The 24,598-nt window shown below is 71.1% G+C and carries 21 protein-coding genes and 1 tRNA gene; 15 read left to right on the top strand and 7 right to left on the bottom strand.

The genetic code is table 11. The features are described 5' to 3' along the window. Nucleotides 1-158 precede the first annotated feature (158 nt). The 3 genes from ACWD10_RS21015 (at nt 159) to ACWD10_RS21005 (ending at nt 3,063) form a co-directional block, all read left to right on the top strand. Nucleotides 159-1,016, top strand: a complete 858-nt coding sequence (locus tag ACWD10_RS21015) for an HAD-IIA family hydrolase (protein WP_451093092.1) — start codon at nt 159-161, stop codon at nt 1,014-1,016. 93 nt (nt 1,017-1,109) lie between these two features. Next, nucleotides 1,110-1,856 (top strand): PP2C family protein-serine/threonine phosphatase, encoded by a 747-nt coding sequence (locus ACWD10_RS21010; protein WP_451093090.1) that lies wholly within the window; start codon nt 1,110-1,112, stop codon nt 1,854-1,856. Between the two features lie 97 nt (nt 1,857-1,953). After that, on the top strand, nt 1,954-3,063 hold the full coding sequence (locus tag ACWD10_RS21005; RefSeq protein ID WP_451093280.1) for a CapA family protein: 1,110 nt from the start codon (nt 1,954-1,956) through the stop codon (nt 3,061-3,063). Here the strand turns inward: ACWD10_RS21005 and ACWD10_RS21000 are convergent. Beyond that, nucleotides 3,038-4,975, bottom strand: coding sequence for an ABC transporter ATP-binding protein (locus ACWD10_RS21000; protein WP_451093278.1), 1,938 nt, complete (start codon nt 4,973-4,975; stop codon nt 3,038-3,040). The two genes, ACWD10_RS21005 and ACWD10_RS21000, sit on opposite strands and share 26 nt — an antisense overlap. A 136-nt stretch (nt 4,976-5,111) precedes the next feature. On the opposite strand from ACWD10_RS21000, the gene ACWD10_RS20995 reads away from it, so the two are divergent. After that, the gene (locus ACWD10_RS20995) at nt 5,112-5,885 is read left to right on the top strand and encodes a crotonase/enoyl-CoA hydratase family protein (RefSeq protein ID WP_451093276.1); all 774 of its coding nucleotides are present in this window, start codon (nt 5,112-5,114) and stop codon (nt 5,883-5,885) included. Nucleotides 5,886-5,971: 86 nt separating this feature from the next. Here ACWD10_RS20995 and ACWD10_RS20990 read toward each other — a convergent pair whose 3' ends face one another. Both ACWD10_RS20990 and ACWD10_RS20985 read right to left on the bottom strand, forming a co-directional pair. Continuing rightward, entirely contained in the window at nt 5,972-6,496 is a 525-nt protein-coding gene (locus ACWD10_RS20990; RefSeq protein WP_451093088.1) for a hypothetical protein, read from the bottom strand. 73 nt (nt 6,497-6,569) lie between these two features. Then, complete coding sequence (locus ACWD10_RS20985) at nt 6,570-7,373, bottom strand: sulfite exporter TauE/SafE family protein (RefSeq protein ID WP_451093086.1); 804 nt, start codon at nt 7,371-7,373, stop codon at nt 6,570-6,572. Nucleotides 7,374-7,502: 129 nt separating this feature from the next. Here ACWD10_RS20985 and ACWD10_RS20980 point away from each other — a divergent pair, with 129 nt between their 5' ends. Then, entirely contained in the window at nt 7,503-8,090 is a 588-nt protein-coding gene (locus ACWD10_RS20980; RefSeq protein WP_451093084.1) for a hypothetical protein, read from the top strand. Nucleotides 8,091-8,327: 237 nt separating this feature from the next. Next, a complete protein-coding gene (locus tag ACWD10_RS20975) occupies nt 8,328-9,128 on the top strand; it encodes an endonuclease I family protein (RefSeq protein ID WP_451093082.1) in 801 nt (266 codons plus the stop codon). A gap of 68 nt (nt 9,129-9,196) precedes the next feature. Here the strand turns inward: ACWD10_RS20975 and ACWD10_RS20970 are convergent, their stop codons facing one another. The 3 genes from ACWD10_RS20970 to ACWD10_RS20960 form a co-directional block, all read right to left on the bottom strand. Further along, entirely contained in the window at nt 9,197-10,660 is a 1,464-nt protein-coding gene (locus tag ACWD10_RS20970) for a glyceraldehyde-3-phosphate dehydrogenase (protein ID WP_451093080.1), read from the bottom strand. Nucleotides 10,661-10,695: 35 nt separating this feature from the next. Beyond that, a complete protein-coding gene (locus ACWD10_RS20965; RefSeq protein ID WP_451093078.1) occupies nt 10,696-11,679 on the bottom strand; it encodes an alpha/beta fold hydrolase in 984 nt (327 codons plus the stop codon). A 256-nt stretch (nt 11,680-11,935) separates the two neighbouring features. Beyond that, nucleotides 11,936-13,162: an NAD(P)/FAD-dependent oxidoreductase gene (locus tag ACWD10_RS20960; protein WP_451093076.1), complete on the bottom strand. Its 1,227-nt coding sequence runs from the start codon at nt 13,160-13,162 to the stop codon at nt 11,936-11,938. Between the two features lie 207 nt (nt 13,163-13,369). Between ACWD10_RS20960 and ACWD10_RS20955 the strand changes: the two genes are divergently transcribed. From ACWD10_RS20955 to ACWD10_RS20935, 5 genes are all read left to right on the top strand, one after another. Further along, a complete protein-coding gene (locus ACWD10_RS20955) occupies nt 13,370-14,155 on the top strand; it encodes an IclR family transcriptional regulator (RefSeq protein ID WP_451093074.1) in 786 nt (261 codons plus the stop codon). Nucleotides 14,156-14,417: 262 nt separating this feature from the next. Continuing rightward, the gene (locus tag ACWD10_RS20950; RefSeq protein ID WP_451093072.1) at nt 14,418-15,503 is read left to right on the top strand and encodes an S-(hydroxymethyl)mycothiol dehydrogenase; all 1,086 of its coding nucleotides are present in this window, start codon (nt 14,418-14,420) and stop codon (nt 15,501-15,503) included. 106 nt (nt 15,504-15,609) lie between these two features. Continuing rightward, complete coding sequence (locus ACWD10_RS20945) at nt 15,610-18,081, top strand: GcvT family protein (protein WP_451093070.1); 2,472 nt, start codon at nt 15,610-15,612, stop codon at nt 18,079-18,081. Nucleotides 18,082-18,282: 201 nt separating this feature from the next. Next, nucleotides 18,283-19,413, top strand: coding sequence for an aromatic ring-hydroxylating oxygenase subunit alpha (locus ACWD10_RS20940; RefSeq protein ID WP_451093068.1), 1,131 nt, complete (start codon nt 18,283-18,285; stop codon nt 19,411-19,413). Further along, a complete protein-coding gene (locus ACWD10_RS20935) occupies nt 19,406-20,872 on the top strand; it encodes an aldehyde dehydrogenase family protein (protein WP_451093066.1) in 1,467 nt (488 codons plus the stop codon). Before ACWD10_RS20940 ends, ACWD10_RS20935 begins: the two co-directional genes overlap by 8 nt. Nucleotides 20,873-21,013: 141 nt before the next feature. Here ACWD10_RS20935 and ACWD10_RS20930 read toward each other — a convergent pair. After that, nucleotides 21,014-21,087 (bottom strand) — tRNA-Pro (locus ACWD10_RS20930). 95 nt (nt 21,088-21,182) lie between these two features. On the opposite strand from ACWD10_RS20930, the gene ACWD10_RS20925 reads away from it, so the two are divergent. The 4 genes from ACWD10_RS20925 (at nt 21,183) to ACWD10_RS20910 (ending at nt 24,593) form a co-directional block, all read left to right on the top strand. Further along, nucleotides 21,183-21,674: a DUF309 domain-containing protein gene (locus ACWD10_RS20925; protein WP_451093064.1), complete on the top strand. Its 492-nt coding sequence runs from the start codon at nt 21,183-21,185 to the stop codon at nt 21,672-21,674. 88 nt (nt 21,675-21,762) lie between these two features. Next, nucleotides 21,763-22,971, top strand: a complete 1,209-nt coding sequence (locus tag ACWD10_RS20920) for a GTP-binding protein (protein WP_451093062.1) — start codon at nt 21,763-21,765, stop codon at nt 22,969-22,971. A 49-nt stretch (nt 22,972-23,020) separates the two neighbouring features. Continuing rightward, nucleotides 23,021-23,803: a precorrin-6A synthase (deacetylating) gene (gene cobF / locus ACWD10_RS20915; protein ID WP_451093060.1), complete on the top strand. Its 783-nt coding sequence runs from the start codon at nt 23,021-23,023 to the stop codon at nt 23,801-23,803. A 25-nt stretch (nt 23,804-23,828) separates the two neighbouring features. After that, complete coding sequence (locus ACWD10_RS20910; RefSeq protein ID WP_451093058.1) at nt 23,829-24,593, top strand: cobalt-precorrin-6A reductase; 765 nt, start codon at nt 23,829-23,831, stop codon at nt 24,591-24,593. Nucleotides 24,594-24,598: the final 5 nt, after the last annotated feature.

Genomic DNA, 24,598 nt, shown 5'->3' with positions numbered 1-24,598 from the left:
GTGCTCGCCCCATCTCAGGGGAGTCGGGAGGACATCCGTATCTGCGCATCCGTACTTTCGGGGTACCTCTGATCACGGCATTTCGCAACCGCGGTTCGGGGGCCCCGCAGGTGCCGTCCACGCTGCGCCGCCGTACGAGGCTGACTACCGTCGGTGCTGTGGAACGAGTGAGCCGTAACGACCGCAGCGAAGGGGCCCGTGCGGTCCTCATCGACATCGACGGAGTGCTCACGGTGTCCTGGGAGCCGCTGCCCGGGGCCGTCACGGCCCTGCAGAGGCTGCGCGCCGCGGGGCTGCCCTACGCCCTGGTCACCAACACGACCTCGCGGACCCGCGCCTGGATCACCATGCGCCTCGAAGGGGCGGGGTTCCCGGTGACCGAGGACGACATCCTCACCGCGCCCGCCATCACCGCCGCGTATCTGCGCGAGCACTATCCGCACGCGCGCTGTCTGCTGCTCAACGCCGGTGACATCGGGGACGACCTGACGGGCGTGACGGTGGTCGACGCGGCGGACTGGGGGCCGGACCACGAGATCCAGTCCCTGGATCCGGACGTGGATGTGGTCGTCATCGGCGGGGCGGGCCGCGCGTTCGACTACGCGGCCCTCAACCGGGTCTTCCGGCACCTCCAGGAGGGAGCCCGTCTGGTGGCGATGCACCGGAACCTGTACTGGCGTACCGCCGACGGCCTGGACCTGGACACGGGCGCCTTTCTTCTGGGCCTGGAGCGGGCGGCCCGGGTCGAGGCGGAGATCACCGGCAAGCCGTCGGAGGCGTTCTTCGCGACCGCGCTCGACCATCTCGGCGCCGACCCGGCCGAGACGCTGATGGTCGGCGACGACATCGAGTCCGATGTGCTCGCCGCCCAGCGCAGCGGGGTCACCGGCGTCCTCGTCAAGACCGGCAAGTATCTGCCCGAGACCCACCGTGCGGCGAGCGGCACCCCGGACCACGTCCTCGACTCCTTCGCCGACCTGCCCGACCTCCTGGAACGCCTGGTACGCCCGGACTGAGCTACCGCCTGAGCCGCCGACTGAGCCGGATGCGGCGGGTGGCGCGACAATGGTGGTGCGAACACGCCCGCCGTCGCGGAAGGCGGGGCAGATATGCCGTATGTAACGGTCACCGCCCTGAGCCACCCGGGGCTCTTGCGCGATCACAACGAGGACAGCCTGGCCGTCGGGCCGTGGACGCTGTGCGGCACCGTGACCGAGAACCCGCAGACGCTGGGGTTCCCGCTCGGTTCCCCTTTGGTCGTCGCGGTCGCCGACGGTATCGGCGGTCAGCCCGCGGGCGAGGTGGCCAGTGGCCTCGTCGTCCGGCACCTGGCGGCGCTCGGGCCCACGCTGGACAGCGAGCAGGCCGTACGGGACGCCCTGAACGTGTGCAATCAGGCCGTGTACTCGGCCGCCGAGGGCGATCCGGACCTGACCGCCATGGGTACGACGGTCGCGGGTGTCGTGGTGCTCGGCAAGGAACTCCTGGTGTTCAACGTCGGTGACAGCAGAGTGCTCGACGTGACCAGCACCCGCGAAACGGTGCACCAGATGAGCGTCGACGACAGCCCGCCGCTGGCGCCGGGCCAGCGCACCACGTCGATCGTGACGCAGGCGCTCGGCGGCGCCGCGCGGTTCAGCGAGATCACGCCGCACATCAGCACGGAGCCGCTCAGCACGGGCGAGCGCTACTTGGTGTGTACCGACGGCCTCACCGACCCGGTGCCCGAGGACGAGCTCGACACCGTGCTGCGGGCCCACGACGGGGGCCGTGCGGCCTTCGAGCTGTGGAAGTCCGCCATCGAGACCGGCGGCCCGGACAACATCACCCTGGCGTTGATCGGCGTCGTCGATTAGGCGATTCGCCGACTGGGCGAGCAATACGTCCAGGCGAGCAGTCGGTCAACCGGCTGGCGCGGATCGACGCCACGACAGAGCGCGGAGGGCAGGCTTGATCACGCTGTTCTTCTGTGGCGACGTCATGCTCGGCCGTGGCGTGGACCAGATCCTGCCGCACCCCGGTGACCCGAAGCTGCGCGAGGGCTACGTCCTTGACGCCCGGGAGTACGTGCGCCTGGCGGAGTCTGCGAGCGGGCCCATTCCGCGCCCGGTCGCCTTCGACTGGCCCTGGGGTGACGCCTTGGAGGTCCTGGACGCGGCCGCGCCCGACGCCCGGATCGTCAATCTGGAGACCAGCGTCACGCGCAGCAACGCGTACGCCCCCGGCAAGGACATCCACTACCGGATGCACCCCGACAACCTCCCCTGCCTGGCCTGCGCCCGACCCGACGTCGTCGTCCTGGCCAACAACCACATCCTGGACTTCGGCCGCCCCGGCCTCGCGGAGACCCTCGACACGCTGTCCGCCGCGGGGCTGCGGACGGCCGGCGCGGGACGGGACGCCGCGGCGGCGCACCGCCCGGCGATCGTCCCGCTCGACGGGGACCGGCGGCTCCTGGTCTTCGCCTTCGGCATGCCCTCCAGCGGCGTCCCGTACGACTGGGCGGCGACCGACGACCTCAGCGGGGTGAGCTTCGTGGCCGGTCACTACGACGTCGCCGCGTCCGAACTGGCCGACCGCGTACGGGAGATGAAGCGCCCGGGCGATATCGCGGTGGCCTCGGTCCACTGGGGCACCAACTGGGGCTACCGCCTGTCCCGGGACCAGGTCGCCCTCGCCCACGCCCTGATCGACGCGGGAGCGGACGTCGTGCACGGCCACTCCTCGCACCACCCGCGCCCCGTGGAGACGTACCGCGACAAGCTCGTCCTGCACGGCTGCGGCGACCTGATCAACGACTACGAGGGCATCACGGGGTACGAGCACTACCGTGACGACCTGCGGCTCCTCTACCTCGTCTCGCTCGAACCCGATACCGGCCGGTTCACCGAACTGCGCATCGCCCCGCTCCAGGCCCGGCGCATGCGGCTGTGTCACGCCTCGGTCAAGGACGCCGAGTGGCTGCGCTCGCTCCTTGACCGGCTCTCGCTCGGGTTCCGGCCGTGCGTCGCCGAGGGCTCGGGGGACGCGGCGGGGGTCACGTTGTCGCTGCGGGCAGCGTGACGAGAGAGGTCTCTCCGGCCTGGCCGTTGTGCTCCGCTCCGTGCCCGTTGTGCTCCGCGAACTGTGTCCGGTACAGCTCCGCGTAGCGGCCGTCGGCGGCCAACAGGTCCTCGTGGCGGCCGCGTTCCACGATGCGGCCCGCCTCGACGACGAGGATCTCGTCGGCCGCCCGTACCGTCGACAGGCGGTGCGCGATGACCACCGCGGTACGCCCTGCAAGGGCCTCGGTCAGGGCCTCCTGGACCGCCGCCTCCGAGGTGTTGTCGAGGTGTGCCGTCGCCTCGTCGAGGATCACCACACGCTGCCTGGCGAGCAACAGGCGTGCGATGGTGAGGCGTTGCCGCTCACCGCCCGAGAGCCGGTAGCCGCGCTCGCCGACCACCGTGTCCAGGCCGTCCGGCAGCTCCGCCACCAGGCCGTCGAGGCGGGCCCGGCGCAGGGCGTCCCAGAGGTCGTCCTCGGTGGCGTCGGGGCGGGCGATGAGCAGGTTGGCGCGGACCGAGTCGTGGAAGAGGTGGCCGTCCTGCGTGACCATGCCGAGGGTCGCGCGCACCGAGGCCGCGCTCAACTCGCGTACGTCGACGCCCCCGATGCGTACGGCCCCCGCATCGGCGTCGTAGAGCCGGGGCGCCAGCTGCGCGATGGTCGACTTGCCCGCGCCGGAGGAGCCGACGAGGGCGACGGTGGCGCCGGGCTCGGCGCGGAAGGACACGCCGTGCAGGACCTCCTCGCCACCCCGGCCGTCGAGCGCGGCGACCTCCTCCAGGGAGGCCAGGGAGACCTTGTCGGCGGACGGGTAGCCGAAGCGGACGTCGTCGAACTCGATGGCGACCGGGCCTTCGGGCACCGCGCGGGCGTCCGGCTTCTCCTCGATCAGCGGCTTCAGGTCGAGGACCTCGAAGATCCGCTCGAAGCTGACCAGGGCGCTCATCACGTCGACCCGGGCCCCGGCGAGCGCGGTCAGCGGCGCGTACAGGCGGGTCAGGAGCATTGCGAGGGCGACGACCGCTCCCGCGTCGAGGGAGCCGCGCAGCGCGAGCCAGCCGCCCAGGCCGTAGACGAGGGCGAGGGCCAGGGCGGAGACCAGGGTCAGTGCGGTGATGAACGCGGACTGGGCCATCGCCGTGCGCACCCCGATGTCCCGCACCCGCCGGGCCCGGGCCGCGAACTGCGCGGACTCCTCCTCGGGCCGTCCGAACAGCTTGACCAGGGTGGCGCCGGGTGCCGAGAACCGTTCGGTCATCCGCGTCCCCATGGCGGCGTTGTGGTGCGCCGCCTCCCGCTGAAGCTTCGCCATCCGGCGGCCCATGCGGCGCGCCGGGAGCACGAAGACCGGCAGGAGTACGAGGGCGAGCAGGGTGATCTGCCAGGACAGGCGGAGCATCATGGCGAGCGCGAGGACCAGCATCACCAGGTTCGAGACGACGCCCGACAGGGTGGTGGCGAAGGCGCGCTGGGCGCCGATGACGTCGTTGTTGAGGCGGCTGACCAGCGCGCCGGTACGGGTACGGGTGAAGAACGCGACCGGCATCCGCTGCACGTGGTCGAAGACGGCGGTCCGCAGATCGAGGATCAGGTCTTCGCCGAGCCCCGCGGAGATCCGTCTGCTGAGCAGGCCGAGGCCCGCCTCGGCCACGGCGATCAGTGCGATGAGAAGGGCCAGGCGTACGACGGTCTCGGGGGCCGAGTCGCTGATGATGGTGTCGACGACGCGTCCCGCGAGCAACGGCGTCGCCACCGCGAGCGCCGCCGTTACGGTGCTGATCAGCACGAACGCGGCGATGCGACGCCGGTAGGGGCGGGCGAACCGGCCGATGCGGCGCAGCGTCGCGCGGGCGAACGGACGGTGGGCCTGCTTACCGTCCTGCTCGTTCATCAAGCCGTGCAGCTGGGTCCAGGCTGTGGTCTCCATGCTCATACGGGGACTGTAGAAGTTGAAGCAATGTTCAAGTCAAGAGCCGCAGGGGCGACGCATGGCCGAGCCAAGCGACGCTACAGAGAGGGTTGAGCACGCGATGACGGATCGATCCAGGACCGACGGTACGGAGATGGGCGGGGCCGCCGCGGTGCGCACCGAGCACCGCGGCCCGGTGACCACGGTGGTCCTGTCCCGGCCCGAGGCGCGCAATGCCGTCGACGGGCCGACGGCGGACCGACTCGCGGACGCCTTCCGGGAGTTCGAGGCGGACCCGGAGGCCCGCGTGGCGGTGCTCTGGGGCGAGGGCGGCACGTTCTGCGCGGGCGCGGACCTGAAGAAGGTCGGCACGGCGGACGGCAACCGGGTCGCGGCGGACGGGGACGGTCCGATGGGGCCGACCCGGCTCCGCCTGTCCAAGCCGGTGATCGCGGCGGTCAGCGGGCACGCGGTGGCGGGCGGCCTGCAGCTGGCGCTCTGGTGCGATCTGCGGGTGGCCGAGGAGGACGCCGTGTTCGGGGTGTTCTGCCGCCGCTGGGGCGTGCCGCTGATCGACGGCGGTACGGTGCGGCTGCCGCGGCTCATCGGCGAAAGCCGCGCCATGGACCTGATTCTGACGGGGCGTCCGGTGCCCGCACCCGAGGCGTACGCGATGGGCCTGGCCAACCGCCTGGTGCCGCCCGGAGGCGCGCGGGCCGCGGCCGAGGACCTCGCCGCCGAGATGGCCCGCTTCCCGCAGGCGTGCCTCCGCAGCGACCGGGCCTCCGTACGGAACCAGGAGGGCCGCTCCGAGGAGGAGGCGATGGCCCGCGAACTCCGCTACGGGATGGGGGTGTTGAGCGAGAGCCTGGCGGGGGCGGAGCGTTTTGCTTCGGGGGCGGGGCGGCACGGGGTGTTTACGGACTAGGGCCCGTCTTCCCGACCTTCGGGGCCCGCGAAGGTCGGGGAGACGGGCCCCAGGGGCGTCTGGGCCTCTGGGCGGGGCGGGAGGTGTCAGGGCAGCACGACCCAGTCCGCCACGAGTGCGGCCACCAGGCCCGCGCCGAGCAGCCACGTGCCGAGCCGGGTCCGTCCCCGGCGGCTGAGTTCGATCACGATTCCGCAGAGGATGAGCAGCAGCCCGTACACGCCGACGACCAGGACCGAGGAGCGGCTGGCCAGGCGTATCGCGAGCACCGCCGCCGCGACGGCCATGAGGACGGCGGCCGCGGCGATCCGCAGCCGCCGGGCCTGCCGTGGCGTGAGCCCGACGGGCCCGGCCTCGTCGTCGGGCCCGTCGTCAAGCCCGTCCTCGGGCTTGACCTCGGGCTTGTCCTCGAGCCCGTCCTCGGGCCTGTCCGCGTGCCCGTCCTCGGGCCCGTCTTCGGCCTCGACGTCCGCCTCGTCCTGAGGCCGGTCCTCGGGTTCGGACTCGGGCCCGGCCTTGGTGGTCGGCGCCGACTCCGCCTCCGGTGCGGCCTCGGTCGCGGCGGCCTTCTCCCGGTCCCCGTCGGCGGCTTCTTGATCATGTGCGCTCATGAACCGGATCGTATCCGCTCCCCACCGAGCGCCGTCCCGGCGGCCAGGGCCAGGGTCAGGCCAGCCGTAACCGTCAGCGCAGCACCAGCTGCATCCCGCCGAGGACGGTCGCCCAGATCACCACGCGCTCGAAGAGCCGCTGGTCGATCCGGTCCACGCAGAGCTTCCCGAGATACGCGCCCGGGATCACGAACAGCACGAGCGCCGCGTCGAGCAGCAGCGACGGGCCGTCGATGAGACCGAGCCCGACGCTGAACGGCACCTTCGAGACGTTCACTATCAGGAAGAACCACGCCGACGTCCCCAGGAAGCCGAGCTTCCGGAAACCCGCGGAGAGCAGATAGAGGGACATGACGGGGCCGCCCGCGTTGGCGACCATCGTCGTGAAGCCCCCGAGCACACCGTACGAACGAGCCTTGAGCCGCCCGCGCCCGGAGCCCGCACCCCTCTCACTCCCCTCCCCCTTATCCATGGGTGCGTCATCCATGGGTGCGTCCGCGTCACCGCGTGCCGCCCGCCGTCGGCGCCACAGGGTCAGGCCCGACATGAACAGCAGGATCGCGCCGATCGACACGCGTACCGCCGCGTCGTCGGCCCACACCATGAACACCGTGCCCGCGACCACGCCCGCCGCGACCGCGGGGAAGAGCCGCCAGAGCGTGGGCCAGTGGGCGTGCCGCCGATAGGTGAGCACGGCGAGTACATCCCCGGCGATGAGCAGCGGCAGCAGTACCCCGGTGGACTCGCGGGCGGGCAGGACCGCCGCGAAGACCGCGAGGCTGACGGTGTTGGCGCCGCTGACCGCGGTCTTGGAGAAGCCGACCAGTGCGGCGGCTGCGGCGAGCACGGCCAGCTGCCAGAGAGGGAGAGTTTCCATGCGGAGACCGATGCTATGCCCACCTATCCCCCGGCAGCGCTTGAGGGTACGGACGCGGAGGCGGGCCCTGACGCCGATCCACGCTCCCCCTGGCGCACCGGCACAGCTCCGTCGGCCATACTGCGCACCGTGGAAAAGCGCATAGACCCGAACGACAGCCCCCTGCACATCGCCTCGACGGATCCGGCGTTCATCCCCGGCATCACGCCCGCCGCTCCGGACGAGCCGACGGAGTCGGCTAAGCCCGAAGCCGAGCCCGAAGCGGACGGCACCCCGGGAGACTCCGGGGCCGCCGGGCCCGCCGAGCCCGCCGGGGAGCCCGACGCCTCGGAGGCCGCCGCGGACGCCGACGACGACGCCGAGGCTGAGGCCGACGCCGAGGCCGAGGCCGACGACACCCCGGCGTCGGACGCCACGAAGTCGGCCACCCCGGACGACGACGCCCCGACCTTCGAGGCCTCCGACCGACGAGGCGCCATCGAAGTGAACGGCTCCGGCGTGCGGTTCCAACTCGACGACCAGGAGGCCGAGTTCACCTGGGACGAGATCGGCGCGGTCGAGCACATCGCGGCGCGGTTCGGCCGCCGGTTCACGGTGACCGTGCACACCACCGCCAACCGCTCGTACCCGGCCGAGGTCGAAGCCCCGAGCCGCCGCGAGCTCAAGGAGTGGACGGCCCGCCTGGACGAGGTCCTGGACGCCCACTTCGAGGAGTGACGGAGGCCGTACCGGAACCGTCCGGTACGGCCCCGCCTCCCCAGCTCCTCAACGCGTCAACTCCTCAACTGCCCCACATCGTCCGCCCCTTGCAGCCGCACGGGGATTTCGACGTGTCCACGACATTGTCACGTGACCGACCCGCGCCGTTCACATCCACCGCCACCGGTCGTGTCACGCTCCCGGAGACCCCTGGTCAACCCGCGTAGAACGCGACTCCGGGAAAGGACACCCCACATGCCCGTCCCGCACAGACGACGGTTGATACTCACCCTGGCCACCGCCACCGTGGTGGCCGGGCTCACGCTCCCGTCGGCCGCCACGGCAACCCCCACATCAGCGGCCCCCGCTGCCGACGACACGTACTACCAGGACGCGCTCGGCAAGACCGGCCCCGAGCTGAAGGCCGCCCTGCACACCATCATCAGCGACCAGACGAAACTGTCGTACAACCAGGTCTGGGACGCCCTGAGGGTCACCGACGAGGACCCGGCGAACAGCGCCAATGTGATCCTGCTCTACTCCGGCGAGTCACGGAGCAAGAACAGCAACGGCGGCGACCAGGGCGACTGGAACCGCGAACACGTCTGGGCCAAGTCCCACGGCGACTTCGGCACCTCCACCGGCCCGGGCACCGACATCCACCACCTGCGCCCGACCGACGTGACGGTCAACAGCATCCGCGGCAACAAGGACTTCGACGACGGCGGCAGCGAGGTCGACGGGGCGCCCGGCAACTTCACGGACGGCGACTCGTTCGAGGCCCGCGACGCGGTCAAGGGCGATGTGGCCCGGATGATCCTCTACATGGCCGTCCGCTACGACGGCGAGGACGGCTTCGCCGACCTGGAGCCCAACGACCAGGTGGACAACGGCTCGGCGCCCTACATCGGCCGTCTGTCGGTCCTGAAGCAGTGGCACGCCGAGGACCCGCCGGACGACTTCGAGAAGAACCGGAACGACGTCATCTACGACCGGTTCCAGAAGAACCGGAACCCGTTCATCGACCACCCGGAGTGGGTCGAGGACATCTGGTGACACAGCGGCGCCGGGGCCCACACGGACCCCGGCGCCACCCGCACACCTTCAAAGAGCGGAAAGAGCGATCAGACCGCCGTGGCCGGGTACGTCGGGTACTCCACTCCGGAGACGTGCTGGACGACCCGGATGACCTGGCACGAGTAGCCGAACTCGTTGTCGTACCACAGGTAGAGGATCGCGTTGTCGCCCTCGACCTTGGTGGCACCGGCGTCGACGATCGAGGCGTGCCGCGAGCCGATGAAGTCGTTGGAGACCGCGTCGGGCGCGCTGGTGAAGTCGATCTGGCGGCGCAGCGGCGAGGTCAGCGACACCTCGCGGAGGTACTCGAGGACCTCTTCGCGGTCGGTCTCGCGGGCGAGCTGGAGGTTGAGGATCGCGATCGAGACGTCCGGCACGGGGACGCGGATCGAGCTGCCGGTGATCTTCGCCTTGAGGTCCGGCAGCGCCTTGGCGACGGCGGAGGCGGCACCGGTCTCGGTGATGACCATGTTCAGCGGCGCGGAGCGGCCGCGGCGCTCGGACTTGTGGTAATTGTCAAGGAGGTTCTGGTCGTTGGTGAACGAGTGGACCGTCTCCACGTGGCCGCGCAGCACGCCGTACTCGTCCTCCATCGCCTTCAGCGGCGGGACGATCGCGTTGGTGGTGCAGGAGGCGCAGGAGATGATCTGCTCGTCCGGCTTCAGCGTGTCGTGGTTGACGCCGTGCACGATGTTCGGGACGTCGCCCTTGCCCGGGGCGGTCAGGACGACCTTCTCGACGCCGGGGCGCAGGTGCTTGGACAGGCCCTCGCGGTCGCGCCACTTGCCGGTGTTGTCGATGAGGATGGCGTCCTTGATGCCGTACGCCGTGTAGTCGACCTCGCTCGGGTCGTTGGCGTAGATCACCTTGATCGCGTTGCCGTTGGCGAGGATCGTGCTGTTCTCCTCGTCGACGGTGATGGTGCCCTGGAACTGGCCGTGGATGGAGTCACGGCGCAGCAGCGAGGCGCGCTTCACGATGTCCTCGGCGGCCCGCTCGCCGCCTCCGCGCACGACGATGGCGCGCAGCCGCAGCCCGTTGCCGGAGCCCGCCTTCTCGATCAGGAGCCGGGCCACGAGGCGGCCGATGCGGCCGAAGCCGTAGAGGACGACGTCGCGTCCCTCGCGGCGCTCGATCTTGTGGGCGCCGGTGGCACCGGCGACGGCATCGGCGGTGAAGTCCGCCACCGACAGGCCGCGGTCGTCCGCCTTGTACGTCTCGGCGAGCAGACCGATGTCGATCTGGGACGGGCCGAGGTCGAGGGTGGTGAGGGCCTGCAGGAACGGCAGCGTCTCGGTGACCGAGAGCTCCTCGCCGGCTATCTGCCGGGCGAACCGGTGGGTCTTGAGAATGCTGACCACCGACTTGTTCACCAGGGAGCGGCTGTGCAGCAGGACGGTGACGTCCCGCTCGCGGTGCAGCTTCCCGATCATCGGGATCATCGACTCCGCGATTTCCTCGCGGTTCTTCCAGTTGGTGAACGAGTCGTCGTTGACAGCGTTGACAGTCACAGGATTTATCTTTCGAGCTAGGCGGCGCTCATATGCTAACCCGCCCCCGTATCGAACTCCCCCGGGGTGTGCCCGACGCCACTGAGCAGGCCCGGGGCCGGGGAGCTCGTGCCGTCCGGGGGGACGAATTCGACCGGGCCGCAGTAGGGCAGGTCGTCGATCGGCCGGTCCGTGCAGAAGCGGGCGAGGAGGTCGGCGGTCTCCTCGATCCGCTCGACCACGAGCAGATGGTCGGCCTCCTTGACCGAGGTGAACCAGGCACCGGCCAGCGCGGCGGCGACCTCCCGGCCCTGCTCGGGCGGCATGAGGGTGTCGTGCTCCCCGGTGAGGACGAGGGCGGGCACGTCCGGCACCGGCTGCGGCCGGTACCAGTCGTGGCCCATCAGCCGCCCGTTGTGCTCCACGTCCATGCTGATCTGGTCGGGGGTCCGGGCCATGAACTGCCGGTACAGCAAACGGGATACGGCGGCGTGCTTGCGGACCGTCCCGGTGCCGGGCGGCGACATGAACAGGTCCACGAGTTCCTGGGCGATGTCGCTGTTCCGGCCGTCTTCGAGCATCTGTAGCCAGCGCGGCACGAAGGCGGCGTACTCCTCCGGGATGTACTTGGTCATGCCGACGAGGATCAGCCGCCGCAGGAAGTCGGGATAGCGCTGCGCGAACCGCAGGGCGATGGCGCCGCCGAAGCAGGCGCCCAGCAAGTTCGCCCGGTGCAGGCCGAGTTCGTCCAGCATGTGGCATACGGCATCGGTGAGGAAGTCGATGTCGTAGCACGCGGGCAGGAAGTCCGCGCTGCCGTAACCCGGGAGATCCACCGTGACCATGGTGCACAGGGGCGCCAGTGGCCGCTCGTACCGCGTCCAGGAGAAGCGGTCCTGGGAGGAGCCGCCGAGCAGGACGAGCGGTTCGGTGACCGGGGCGCTCTGCTGCACTATCCGGCAGGTGAAATCGAAGCCCTTGAAGGACAGTTCATGCTCCACCACCTTCACCGGTTCGGCGCCGCGAACCTGAGCGGGCACATCAGATGAATCCCCAGAAATAGTCATGCAGGAGCACTTTCGACGTTCAACGGGATGATGTGCATGCAGCATACGCACCGCGGCAATCAGTCATCTAAGCCGCGCTCTCGACGAGTTGTACGCGCTCATGTCCACGGAGTCCAACTCGTCCACCTCGTCGTGTGACCACGTCGCGCACGGGTTCGGTAAGCGTCGTGTACCGGTTCCGCTACGTCTTGGATACGAAACGTCGCGTACATACCCCCTACAGGCCAGGTCAGGGGAGTGCGGGGGTGGGGCGGAGGCAGGAGGCCGGGACGGGGACCGGGGGCTGGCCCGGGGCGGGGGCCGTCGACCGGTCCTCCGCGCGGGCGAGTTCGCGGCGGATGCGGGTGAACGGACGGGGCCGGTCCACCGCGAGGGCGGCCGTCGTCCGGCCGTCGCGTTCGTAGACGGCGAGGAAGCCGCCCCCCTCGGTCGAGCCCTCCACGACCCGCGGCAGATCGCCCTCGCGCCGCCGCCCGGCGAACTGGATGCGGGAGCCGTACTGGTCCGACCAGAAGAAGGGCAGCGGGCGGGCGTGCTCCACGGTCCGTCCGGCGAGCAGGTTGCGCACGGCCACCCGGGGCTGGGCCGTGGCGCTGGTCCAGTGCTCGGCGCGGGAGCCGCCGACGCGGGCCACGTCGCCGACCGCGACGACCTGGGGCAGTGCGGTGACGCAGCCGTCGTCGCAGAGCACCCCGTCGTGGCAGGCGAGCGTCGATCCGGCCAGCCACTGGGTGTTGGGGACGGCGCCGATGCCGACGACGACCACGTCCGCGGGCAGGCGGCGGCCGTCGGCGAGCCGGACGGCGGTCACCCTGCTTTCGCCCTCCAGGGCGGCGACGCCGGCCGCGGTGATGAGCCGGGCGCCGCCGCGTTCGTGCAGCGCGGCGCAGGCCGCGGCCATGTCGGAGCCGAGTTGGGGCAGCAGCGGCAGTGGCGCGGCCTCGACGACGGTGACGTCATGCCCGAGGCCGACGCAGGACGAGGCGGTCTCGGCGCCGATGAAGCCGCCACCGATCACCACGACCCGCTGCGGACCGCGGAGCAGGTCGCCGCGGAGCGCGCGGGCCTCATCAAGGGTGCGCAGGGTGTGGACGCCGCGGAACTCGGGGCCGGGCAGCCGTCGGGCGCGGGCGCCGGTGGCGATCACGACGCCGTCGGTGGACACGGTGCGGCCGTTCTCGAGGAGGACGGTGCGGCCCCGGGCGTCGAGGCCGCGGGCGCGTACGCCGAACATCCACTCGGCGCCGAGTTCGAGGGTCTCCTCGTCGTCGCAGAGGGTCAGGTCGCTCTCGGCCGCCGTGCCGACCAGGAAGTCCTTGGACAGTGGCGGTCGGTCGTAGGGGCGGTGCTGTTCCTCGCCGATGATCACCAGTCGGCCGTCGAAGCCCTGCGCCCGCAGCTCCCGGGCGGCGTACAGTCCGGCGAGCGAGGCGCCCACCACGGTCACGGTCCTCATGAGGCTGTGCCTTTCTCGTGGGTTGCTCCGGTACGACGCAGCAAGTGGTGCGTGACCCCTTGGTCAGGACTGCCGAGTAACCTACTGTTCCGCATCACGCACTCGAAAGCGCTATGCGCGACAGAATCCGGTCGGGATGCCCCTCACGTCAAGGGCTTCTCGCAGATGCGGCCCGACAAGTGGCCGCCAGGTGGTGAGAGTTCAGCCATGTCCGATAAACAAGTGCAGGTGCGAGGCTCGGCGGGCTCCGTGCAGTCCGTGGACCGTGCCATCAGCGTCATGGAGAGCCTCGCGCGCCACGGCGAAGCGGGGGTCACGGAGATCGCCGAGGAGCTGGGGGTGCACAAGTCCACGGCATTCCGGCTCCTGGGCGTCCTGGAGAACCGCGGTCTGGTCAGCCAGTCCAGCGACCGGGGCAAGTACTTCCTGGGGGCGGGGGTGCTGCGCCTCGCGGGGGCGGCGGCAGCGCGTCTGGACATCTCCCAGGAGGGGGCGCCCGTCTGCCGCGATCTGGCGGACGAACTGGGCGAGACCGTCAACATCGCCATCCTCGACGACGATGCCGCGGTCAACATCATGCAGGCGCGCGGCTCGGCCTCGGTCACCGCGCAGAACTGGCTGGGCCGCCGCACCCCGCTGCACGCCACCTCCAGCGGCAAGGTGTTCCTCGCCCATCTGCCGCGCGCCCTGCGCGAAGGTCTGATCGCCCGCACGCTGCCCCGGTTCACCGAGCACACCGTGACCGGCACCGCGGTCCTGCGCGCCGAGCTCGACGCCGTGATCGAGCAGGGATTCGCCCCGGCCAGGGAGGAGCTGGAGATCGGCCTGACCGCCGTGGCCGCACCGGTGCGGGCGCACGACGGCAAGGTGATCGGCGCACTCAGCGTCTCCGGGCCGGTGTACCGGCTGACCGAGGAGCGGTTGCCGGAGCTGGCGAAGCGCGCGGCGGCGGCCGCCGCGGAGCTGTCCCGCCGCCTGGGGTACGGCTTCTGAGCCGACGCCGCACCGTGGTGCGTATGGCGCTACGCGCATCACACGCCCCACGCGCACCTCGCCGCGGCGAACGGAACGCGGGGCCGGTGACGTCCGGCCCCGCGTTCTCGTGTGTCGGGCGCGTTGCCTGCACGCCGCAGCGATTTCCGTACGCGTAACCGACGACCTCTTGACGGCGTCCCGATGGCGTTCCCAATATGAGCGCATCGTCTCTCATAGCGCAGCGCATCGTGTAATGCGCAACAGCAAGGGAGTTTCCGTCGTGCCACACGAGGTCCGTGCCGTCGTCGCCCTCAAGAAGGGCGCACCCGTCGAGGTGCAGACGATCGTCGTTCCCGATCCCGGCCCGGGCGAGGTCCTGGTCAAGGTGCAGGCCTGCGGGGTCTGCCACACGGATCTGCACTACCGGGAGGGCGCGATCAACGACGACTTCCCGTTCCTGCTCGGCCACGAGGCGGCCGGTACGGTCGAGGCGGTCGGTGCCGGGGTCGCCGACCTCGTCCCCGGTGACTACGTGGTGCTCGCCTGGCGTGCGCCCTGCGGAACCTGTCGCTCCTGTCGCCGCGGCCGCCCTTGGTACTGCTTCGACTCGCGCAACGCGGCCCAGGCCATGACCCTGCTCGACGGCACACCGCTGTCACCGGCGCTCGGCATCGGCGCCTTCGCCGAGAAGACGCTGGTTTCGGCCGGGCAGGCGGTGAAGGTCGATGCCGCGGCCCGCCCCGAGGCGGCCGGTCTCATCGGCTGCGGCGTGATGGCGGGCTACGGCGCCGCCGTCAACACCGGCCAGGTGCAGCGCGGCGACACGGTCGCGGTCATCGGCTGCGGCGGTGTCGGCAACGCGGCCATCGCGGGCGCCTGCCTCAACGGCGCGCGCAAGGTCATCGCCGTGGACATCGACGACAAGAAGCTCGACCAGGCCGAGAAGTTCGGCGCCACCCACACCGTCAACTCCCGTGGTACGGACCCGATCGAGGCCGTACGCAAGCTCACCGACGGGTTCGGCGTGGACCTCGCGATCGACGCGGTGGGCAGCCCCGAGACGTACAAGCAGGCCTTCTACATGCGCGACCACGCGGGCACCTTGGTCCAGGTCGGGGTGCCGGACCCGAAGATGCAGGTCGAGATCCCGCTGATCGACCTGTTCTCGCGCGGCGGCGCCCTCAAGTCGTCCTGGTACGGGGACTGTCTGCCGAGCCGGGACTTCCCGGTCCTGATCGACCAGTACCTGTACGGGCTGCTCGACCTGAACGGCTTCATCACCGAGAAGATCTCCGTCGACCAGGTCGAGGAAGCCTTCGCGAAGATGCACCACGGTGACGTGCTGCGCTCGGTGGTCGTGCTGTGAACCGGTCGCGCACCGGAGCCTGAATCGCGCCGTCGGCTCGCGCACCGCATATCGCCCTTCGGGCCGTCCTGAAACTCCGGACAGGCTGTATTTCCCAAGGAGAGCCATGCCAAGGACTCCGCGCCCAAGCCCCCGCGTCGTCATCGTCGGCGCAGGCATCGTCGGCTGCTCGCTCGCCGATGAGCTCACCGCCCGCGGCTGGACCGACGTCACCGTCCTCGAACAGGGCCCGCTGCCCGCTCCGGGCGGGTCCACCTCGCACGCCCCCGGTCTGGTCTTCCGTACCGGCCCGTCCAAGACGCTCACCGAGTTCGCCAAGTACACGGTGGAGAAGTTCAACTCCCTTGAGGTGGACGGCCTTTCGTGCTTCAACCCGGTCGGTGGGCTCGAGCTCGCGACCACCCCGGAGCGCTGGGCCGATCTGCACCGCAAGGCGGGCTGGGCCTCGGCCTGGGGCGTGCGCGGGGAGCTGATCTCCGCGGCCCGCTGCAAGGAACTGTGGCCGCTCATCGACGAGTCGAAGGTCCTCGGCGGCTTTCACACCCCCGAGGACGGCCTGGCCCGCGCGCTGCTCGCCTCCCGCGCCCAGATGGAGCGGGCGACGGAGCGCGGCGCCACCTTCCTGGAGCGGCACACGGTCACCGGTATCGAGCAGGAAGGCGGCAAGGTCACCGGCGTCGTCACGGACCGGGGCACCTTCCCGGCCGACCACGTCGTGTCCGCCGCCGGTTTCTGGGGGCCCGTCATCGGCCGCATGGCCGGGGTCGACGTACCGCTGCTTCCGCTCGCCCACCAGTACGCGAAGACGGAGCAGCTGCCCGAGCTCGACGGCGCGGGCGGCCCGCGCACCGAGGCCACCAAGCCGATCCTGCGGTTCCAGGACCGCGACCTGTACTTCCGTGAGCACGCTGAGCAGGTCGGCACGCGACTCGGCATCGGCAGCTACGCCCACAAGCCGCTGCCCGTCGACCCGTTCGCGGTGCTCGACTACGACACGGCCCGCGCCCAGAACATGGACATGCCGTCGTCGTACCCGTTCACCGAGGAGGACTGGGCGCCCAGCTGGCAGGACGCCAAGTGGCTGCTCCCGGTGCTGCGGGACGCGGAGGTCGAGGAGGGCTTCAACGGTGTCTTCTCCTTCACGCCCGACGGCATGCCGGTGCTCGGCGAGGCGCGGCAGCTGCGCGGGTTCTGGCTCGCCGAGGCCGTGTGGGTCACGCACTCGGCGGGGGTCGCCAAGGCCGTCGCCGAGTGGATGGTCGACGGCAAGCCCTCGCTCGACCTGCACGAGTGCGAGCTGACCCGGTTCGAGGACGCCCAGCGCTCCCCCGCCTACGTACACGACCGCGGGGCGCAGCAGTTCATCGAGGTGTACGACGTCATCCACCCGCTCCAGACGATGGAGCAGCCGCGGCCGCTGCGGGTCAGCCCGTTCTACGCCCGGCAGCAGGAGCTCGGCGCGCACTTCCTGGAGGGCGGCGGCTGGGAGCGCCCGCACTGGTACGAGGCCAACGCCCACCTGGTGACGGACGTGCCCGGGCGGGACGCCTGGTCGGCCCGCTACTGGTCGCCGATCGCCGCGGCCGAGGCGCGGGTGACGCGCGAGCAGGTCGCCCTGTACGACATGACGCCGCTGCGCCGCCTTCAGGTCACCGGTCCCGGCGCCCTGGACTTCCTGCAACGCATGACGTCCAACAACCTCGCGAAGAAGCCGGGCGCGGTCACGTACACCCTGCTCCTGAACGAGGACGGCGGGATCCGCTCGGATCTGACCGTCGCCCGGCTGGCCCCGCACCACTTCCAGGTGGGCGCCAACTCGCCCGCCGACCTGGACTGGCTGCTTCGGCACGCCCCGGACGACGTGCACATCAGCGACATCACGTCGGGCACCTGCTGCATCGGCGTCTGGGGTCCGCTCGCCCGCGACCTGGTGCAGCCGCTGACCCGCGACGACTTCTCGCACGAGGCCTTCGGCTACTTCCGCGCGAAGCAGACCTACCTCGGCCATGTGCCGGTGACGGCCATGCGCCTGTCGTACGTGGGTGAGCTGGGCTGGGAGCTGTACACCACGGCCGACCTCGGGCTTCGCCTGTGGGACACGCTGTGGGAGGCGGGGCGCGGCCTCGGCGTGATCGCGGCCGGTCGGTCGGCGTTCAACAGCCTGCGTCTGGAGAAGGGGTACCGCGCCTGGGGTCACGACATGACCGAGGAGCACAATCCGTACGAGGCGGGCGTCGGCTTCGCGGTCCGGATGGACCGGGGCGACTTCGTCGGCCGGGACGCGCTCGCCGAACTCCCCGCGCCGCGGCGGAAGTTGACCGCGCTGCTCCTGGACGACCCGGCCGCCGTGGTCCTCGGCAAGGAGCCGGTACACGTCGAGGGCGCGGGCGGCGCCCCGGCGGGATACGTCACCAGCGCCTCGTACGGCTACACCCTGGGCCGCTGTGTCGCGTACGCCTGGCTTCCGCCGCTGGCGTCCGGGACGGGCGTGCACATCGAGTACTTCGGCGAGAAGGTCCCGGCGACTGTCGCGGACGAGCCGTTGTTCGACCCGAAGATGACCCGCATCCGCCGCTAGGGAGTTCCTTACGGATCACGTATCCGTGCCGTCGGCTCGGTTGCCGTCTTCTGGGGGCTGCGCCCCCAGACCCCTTTCGCCCCAGGGGGGTACCTCCCTGCTCGAACGAAGCTGAGAGCTTGGGGGAGGGGCTCGTCCTCAAACGCCGGACGGGCTGGTTGTCGCCCGTCCGCCGCCCCATCGAACTGTTCGGAGTACGCCGTGACGACGACCCCCATCGCCCCCAGCCTTGTGGCCACCCTGCCCGGGAACTACTACACCGACCCCGAACTGTTCCGGCTCGAACAGGAGCGTGTCTTCGAGTCGATGTGGTTCTGCGCCGTGCGCAGCGCCGACCTCGACAAGCCGGGTGCGTTCCGCACGGTCCAGGTCGGCCGGGAGAGCGTCCTGGTCACCCGGTCCCGCACCGGTGAGCTGCGCGCCTTCCTGAACGTCTGCCGCCACCGCGGCGCCCGACTGTGCACCCAGGAGTCGGGCGAGGTGCGCCGCAACCTCCAGTGCCCGTACCACGCCTGGACCTATGACCTCGACGGCAAGCTGGTCGCGGCGCCGAACCTGACGAAGATGCCCGACGTGGACCGCACCGAGTACGGCCTGATCAAGGTCGCGCTGCGGGAGTGGCTCGGCTACGCCTGGCTGTGCCTGGCCGAGGAGCCGCCCTCGTTCGAGGAGACGGTGATCGGTGCGGTGGTGGAGCGTCTCGGGGATGTGGCGTCCATCGACCACTACCGCACCGAGGGCCTCGCGCTCGGCAAGCGGATCACGTACGACGTGAAGGCGAACTGGAAGCTGATCGTCGAGAACTTCATGGAGTGCTACCACTGCGCGACGATCCACCCCGAACTGACCGAAGTTCTCCCGGAGTTCGCCGACGGGTACGCGGCGCAGTACTACGTCGGGCACGGCGCCGAGTTCGGTGAGGAGGTGCAGGGGTTCACGGTCGACGGCAGCGAGGGCTTCGGGCGGCTTCCGGAGGTCGCCGAGGACCAGGACCGGCGCTACTACGCGATGACGGTGAAGCCGACCGTCTTCATCAATCTGGTGCCCGACCACGTGATCCTGCACCGCATGTTCCCGATGGCGGAGGACCGCACGATCGTCGAGTGCGACTGGCTGTACGCGCCGGAGGTCGTGGCGTCGGGCGCCGACGTGTCGAAGTCGGTGGAGCTGTTCCACCGGGTCAACGCGCAGGACTTCGAGGCCTGCGAGCGCACCCAGCCCGCGATGTCCTCGCGCGCCTACCGGGACGGCGGCGTCCTCGTACCGACCGAACACCACATCGGGATCTTCCACGAGTGGCTCATCAAGCAGCTGGGGGTCGAGGGTGCCTGATCTGTTCATCGACGGCACCTGGACGTCCCCGCGCGACGAGCGCACCCGGGAGATCCGCTGCCCGGCCGACGGTTCGCTCGTCGCCGTCGTCGACGAGGCGAGCGGCAAGGACACCCTCGACGCGATCGGCGCGGCCCGCCGCGCGTTCGACGAGGGGCCCTGGCCGCATACGACGGGCGCCGAGCGCGGCGATCTGCTGCTGCGCGTCGCGGATCTGCTCGCCCGCGACAAGGACGCGCTGGCGCGCGCCGAGTCGCTCGACACCGGCAAGCGCCTGGTGGAGAGCGGCTACGACATGGACGACATCGCGAACTGCTTCCGGTACTTCGGGCGGCTCGCGGCCGCGGACGCGGGACGGGTCGTCGAGACGGGCGTCCCGGACGCCGAGAGCCATGTCGTGCACGAACCCGTGGGCGTCTGCGCGCTGATCACCCCGTGGAACTATCCGCTGCTTCAGACCGCCTGGAAGGTGGCGCCCGCCCTGGCCGCGGGCAACACCTTCGTCCTGAAGCCGAGCGAGCTGACCCCGCACACGGCGATCCACCTCGTACGGCTGCTCGCGGAGGCCGGGCTTCCGGCCGGGGTGGCGAACCTGGTGCTCGGCGCGGGCCCCGAGGCGGGCGCGCCGCTCGGCGACCACCCGGACGTGGACCTGGTCTCCTTCACCGGCGGGCTCAACACCGGACGGCAGCTGATGGCCGCCGCGTCCGGCACGGTCAAGAAGGTCGCCCTTGAGCTGGGCGGCAAGAACCCCAACATCGTTTTCGCGGACGCCGACTTCGAGGCCGCCGTGGACATGGCGCTCACGGCGGTGTTCCTGCACTCGGGCCAGGTCTGCTCGGCCGGAACCCGGCTGCTCGTCGAGGACTCACTGCACGACCGGTTCGTCGACGAGGTGGTGCGCAGGGCCGAGCGGATCCGGCTCGGCGGCCCGTTCGACGAGCGGGCCCGGACCGGGCCGCTGATCTCGGCGGACCACCTGGCGAAGGTCGAGGCGTATGTCGCGCGCGGTCTGGAGGAGGGCGCGGTGCTGCGCTGCGGCGGCGCCCGGCCCTCGGGCGCGGCGTACGACCAGGGCTTCTTCTACCTGCCGACCGTGCTCGACGCGTGCTCGAGCAGTATGTCGGTCGTCCAGGAAGAGTCGTTCGGACCGGTCCTGACCGTGGAGCGGTTCGTCGACGAGGAGCAGGCGGTACGGCTCGCCAACGACACGATCTACGGCCTCGCGGGCGCCGTATGGACGAGCGACGAGGCCAAGGCGCGCCGCATGGCGTCGGCGCTGCGGCTGGGCACGGTGTGGATCAACGACTTCCACCCGTATGTGCCGCAGGCCGAATGGGGCGGCTACAAGCAGTCGGGCACCGGCCGTGAGCTGGGCCCGGCCGGACTCGCCGAGTACCGCGAGACCAAGCACATCTGGCGCAACACGCGACCCGCCCCGCAGGGCTGGTTCGCGTAACCCCAATTCCCGCCCCGGGACCGGACGTCCGCACCGACGACGAACTCCTGAAGGAGGACCACCGGTAGGGCGCTCCGGAATGCGCCGAGGGGCCGCTTCGGATTCCTCCGAAGCGGCCCCTCGACCTGCGACTTCGCACAGTCGGGACGACAGGATTTGAACCTGCGACCCCTTGACCCCCAGTCAAGTGCGCTACCAAGCTGCGCCACGTCCCGATGCGTTCACCGTGGGGTGCCCCGCGGTCACGCAGAAAGAACCTTACCTCACCCCGGACCTGCACCGATCACCCCCTGACCGCCACAATCGAGGGGTGACGAACAACGACCGTGACCGCGACCCCGAGGGCCGCGCCCGCAGCGCCCGCCCCCGCGACGGCCTCGGCCGCCCGCTGCCGTACGGCACGCCGGGCGTCGAGCGGCAGCCGGAGGGCGTACTGCGGACTCCGAAGCAGACGCTCGACGAGGCGCAGGCGCTGCTCGACGCGGGCAAACCGTTCCACGCGCACGAAGTCTTCGAGGACGCCTGGAAGTCGGGGCCCGAGGAGGAGCGGCAGATGTGGCGCGGGCTCGCCCAGCTGGCGGTGGGTCTGACCCACGCCGCCCGCGGCAACCGCACGGGCGGGGCCCGGCTGCTGCGCCGCGGCGCCACCGCGATCGGCCGCGCCCCCGGCCCGTACGGACTCGATCTGCCCGGAATCGCGGACTGGGCCGAGGCGCTCGCGGCGCGGGTCGAGCAGCAGGAAGCGCCGGTGGACGCGGCGCGGTGCGCGCCGGTGCTACGCGGCGACCAGAGCAGTGTTTGAAAACCGTTTCCATTAAGCTAGCCTTCCTCGGGCGCCGTGCCCTCTGCTCGGCCGCCCCGCTCCCCCCTGCACGCCCGAGGAGGCGCCCGTGTCCACCCCTGCCCCCGCTCCCGAGGCTCCCGACGGCGGGCTGCTGCCCGTCACCGTGCTCTCCGGCTTTCTCGGCGCGGGCAAGACGACGCTCCTCAACCACATCCTCGCCAACCGCGACGGGCTGCGCGTCGCCGTCGTCGTGAACGACATGAGCGAGATCAATATCGATGCCTCGCTGGTACGCGACGGGGGCGCCCTGTCCCGCACCGAGGAGCGGCTCGTCGAGCTGACCAACGGCTGCATCTGCTGCACCCTCCGCGACGACCTGCTCGACGAGGTGGCCCGGCTCGCCCGCGAGGAACGCTTCGACCACCTCCTGATCGAGTCCAGCGGCATCTCGGAACCGATGCCGGTCGCCGCCACCTTCGCCTTCGCGCGGGACGACGGCGCCTCGCTCACCGGGCTCGCCCGCCTGGACACGATGGTGACCGTCGTGGACGCGGTGAACTTCCTGCCGGAGCTGGGCCGCGGCGACGATCTGACCGAGCGCGGCCTCGCGCCGGTCGAGGACGACGAGCGCACGGTGACCGATCTGCTCGTGGACCAGGTCGAGTTCGCCGACGTGATCCTGCTCAACAAGACCGATCTGGTCACCGAGCAGGAGGCCGACCGGCTCGCGGCGACCCTGGCCCGCCTCAACCCCGCCGCCCGCGTCCGCCGTATCACGCACGGCGTGATCGACCCCGCCGAACTGCTCGGCACCGGACTCTTCGACCTCGCGAAGGCCGAGCAAGCGCCGGGCTGGGTGGCCGAGTTGAACGGCGACCACGTGCCGGAGACCGAGGAGTACGGCATCTCCTCCCTGGTCCTGCGCGACCCGCGGCCCTTCCACCCCGAGCGGCTCTGGCAGCTGATCACCGGGCCGCTCGACCACGGGACGTACGGTGACGTGCTGCGCTCCAAGGGCTTCTTCACCCTCGCCACCCGGCCCGGCGTCACCGGCCTGTGGTCGCACGCGGGCGCCGTCGCCCGCTTCGAGCCGTCCGCCGCGGCACACGGCGACGACCCCGTGCAAGGTCAGGAACTCGTCTTCATCGGCACCGGCCTGCGCCACCAGGAGCTGCGCGACGCCCTCGCCCGCTGCCTGCTCACCGACGCCGAACTGACCGCGGGCCCGGAGCACTGGACCAGCATGGCCGACCCCTTCCCCGAGTGGGACGTGCGCCCCGCAAACGGCACCGACGTCTGCGACCTGGAGCACTGAGCACTGACCGCGGCGCCGGGCGCGTTCGGGCGTACGGCAGACTGGGGCGGTGCGAACGATTCATGTGATCGGTATCGGGGCGGGCGACCCCGACCACCTGACCCTCCAGGCCGTCAAGGCGCTCAAGGCCACGGATGTCTTCTTCATCCTCGACAAGGGCGAGGAGAAGGCCGACCTCGTGCAACTGCGCCGGCACATTCTCGACGCACATCTGCCGCCCGGCTCGTACCGCGTGGCCGAGGACCGCGACCCGGCCCGCGATCGCCGTACGAACAACTACGCGCCCGCCGTGGACGATTGGCGCAGCCGCCGCGCGGACATCTACGAGCGGATGGTGCGCGAGGAGCTTGCCGAGGACGAGCACGGGGCGTTCCTGGTGTGGGGCGACCCGGCGCTCTACGACTCGACGATCGGCATCCTCGAGGAGGTGCTCGCGCGCGGGCGGGTGGAGTTCGCGTACGACGTGATTCCGGGGGTCAGCAGCGTCTCCGCGCTCGTCGCGAAGCACCGCACCGGCCTGAACCGGGTGGCCCGGCCGGTGCAGATCACCACCGGGCGGCGGCTCGCCGAGGGGTTCCCTCCGGGGGTGGACGATGTGGTGGTGATGCTCGACGCGCATCAGGCGTTCATGCGGTACGCCGAGGAGGATATGGAGATCCACTGGGGGGCCTATATCGGGACGCCGGACGAGATCCTGGTCTCCGGGCCGATTGCGGAGGCGGCGCCGCGGATTCTTGAGGTGCGGGCGGCGGCTCGGGAGCGGAAGGGGTGGATCATGGATACGTATTTGCTGCGCAGGCTGGATGTGGGGGCGCGGGGGGCTCGGGGTTAGGGCGAACGGAATCTTGGGCCCGGTCTTGTCCCCGCACGTCCTCTCCCCTCACGTCCTCCTCCTCGGCGGCACCGCCGAAGCCCGGCGGCTTGCCGGTGAGCTGGTGCGGCGGCAGCCCGGTGTGCGGGTCACGAGTTCGCTGGCCGGGCGGGTCGAGCGGCCCGCCGCGCTGCCCGGGGAGGTGCGCGTCGGGGGGTTCGGTGGGGCCGAGGGGCTTGCCGACTGGGTGCGGGAGCACGGGGTCACCGCGCTTGTCGATGCCACGCATCCGTTCGCCGCGGGTATCAGCGCCCATGCCGCCTACGCCGCGGCCGCGACCGGCGTGCCCCTGGTCGCGCTGCGCCGCCCGGGCTGGCGGCAGGAGCCCAGGGACCGTTGGCACGGTGTGGCGTCGCTCGCCGAGGCGGCCGCCGTGCTGCCCGAACTCGCGGGGAACGGGCGGGTGTTCCTCACCACCGGGCGCCTCGGGCTCGCCGCCTTCGCGCACCTGGACGGGCTTCACTTCCTCGTACGCTCCGTGGAACCACCGGATCCGCCGCTGCCCCGCAGCACCGAAGTCCTGCTCGACCGGGGGCCGTTCACGGTCGACGGGGAGGCCGCGCTGCTCGCCTCGCGGCGGATCGACATCCTCGTCACGAAGGACAGCGGCGGCGCGGCAACGGCCGCGAAGCTGGTCGCCGCCCGCCGGCTCGGCCTGCCCGTGCTCGTCGTACGCCGCCCCGAACCACCGGCCGGGGTGCCGGTGGTCGAGGACGTGGCCGGGGTGTTGGCGTGGCTGACCGCGGGGTGAGCCGG

This window comes from Streptomyces sp. NPDC002851, assembly GCF_053591935.1.
This window is presented reverse-complemented; position numbering and strand designations above follow the sequence as displayed.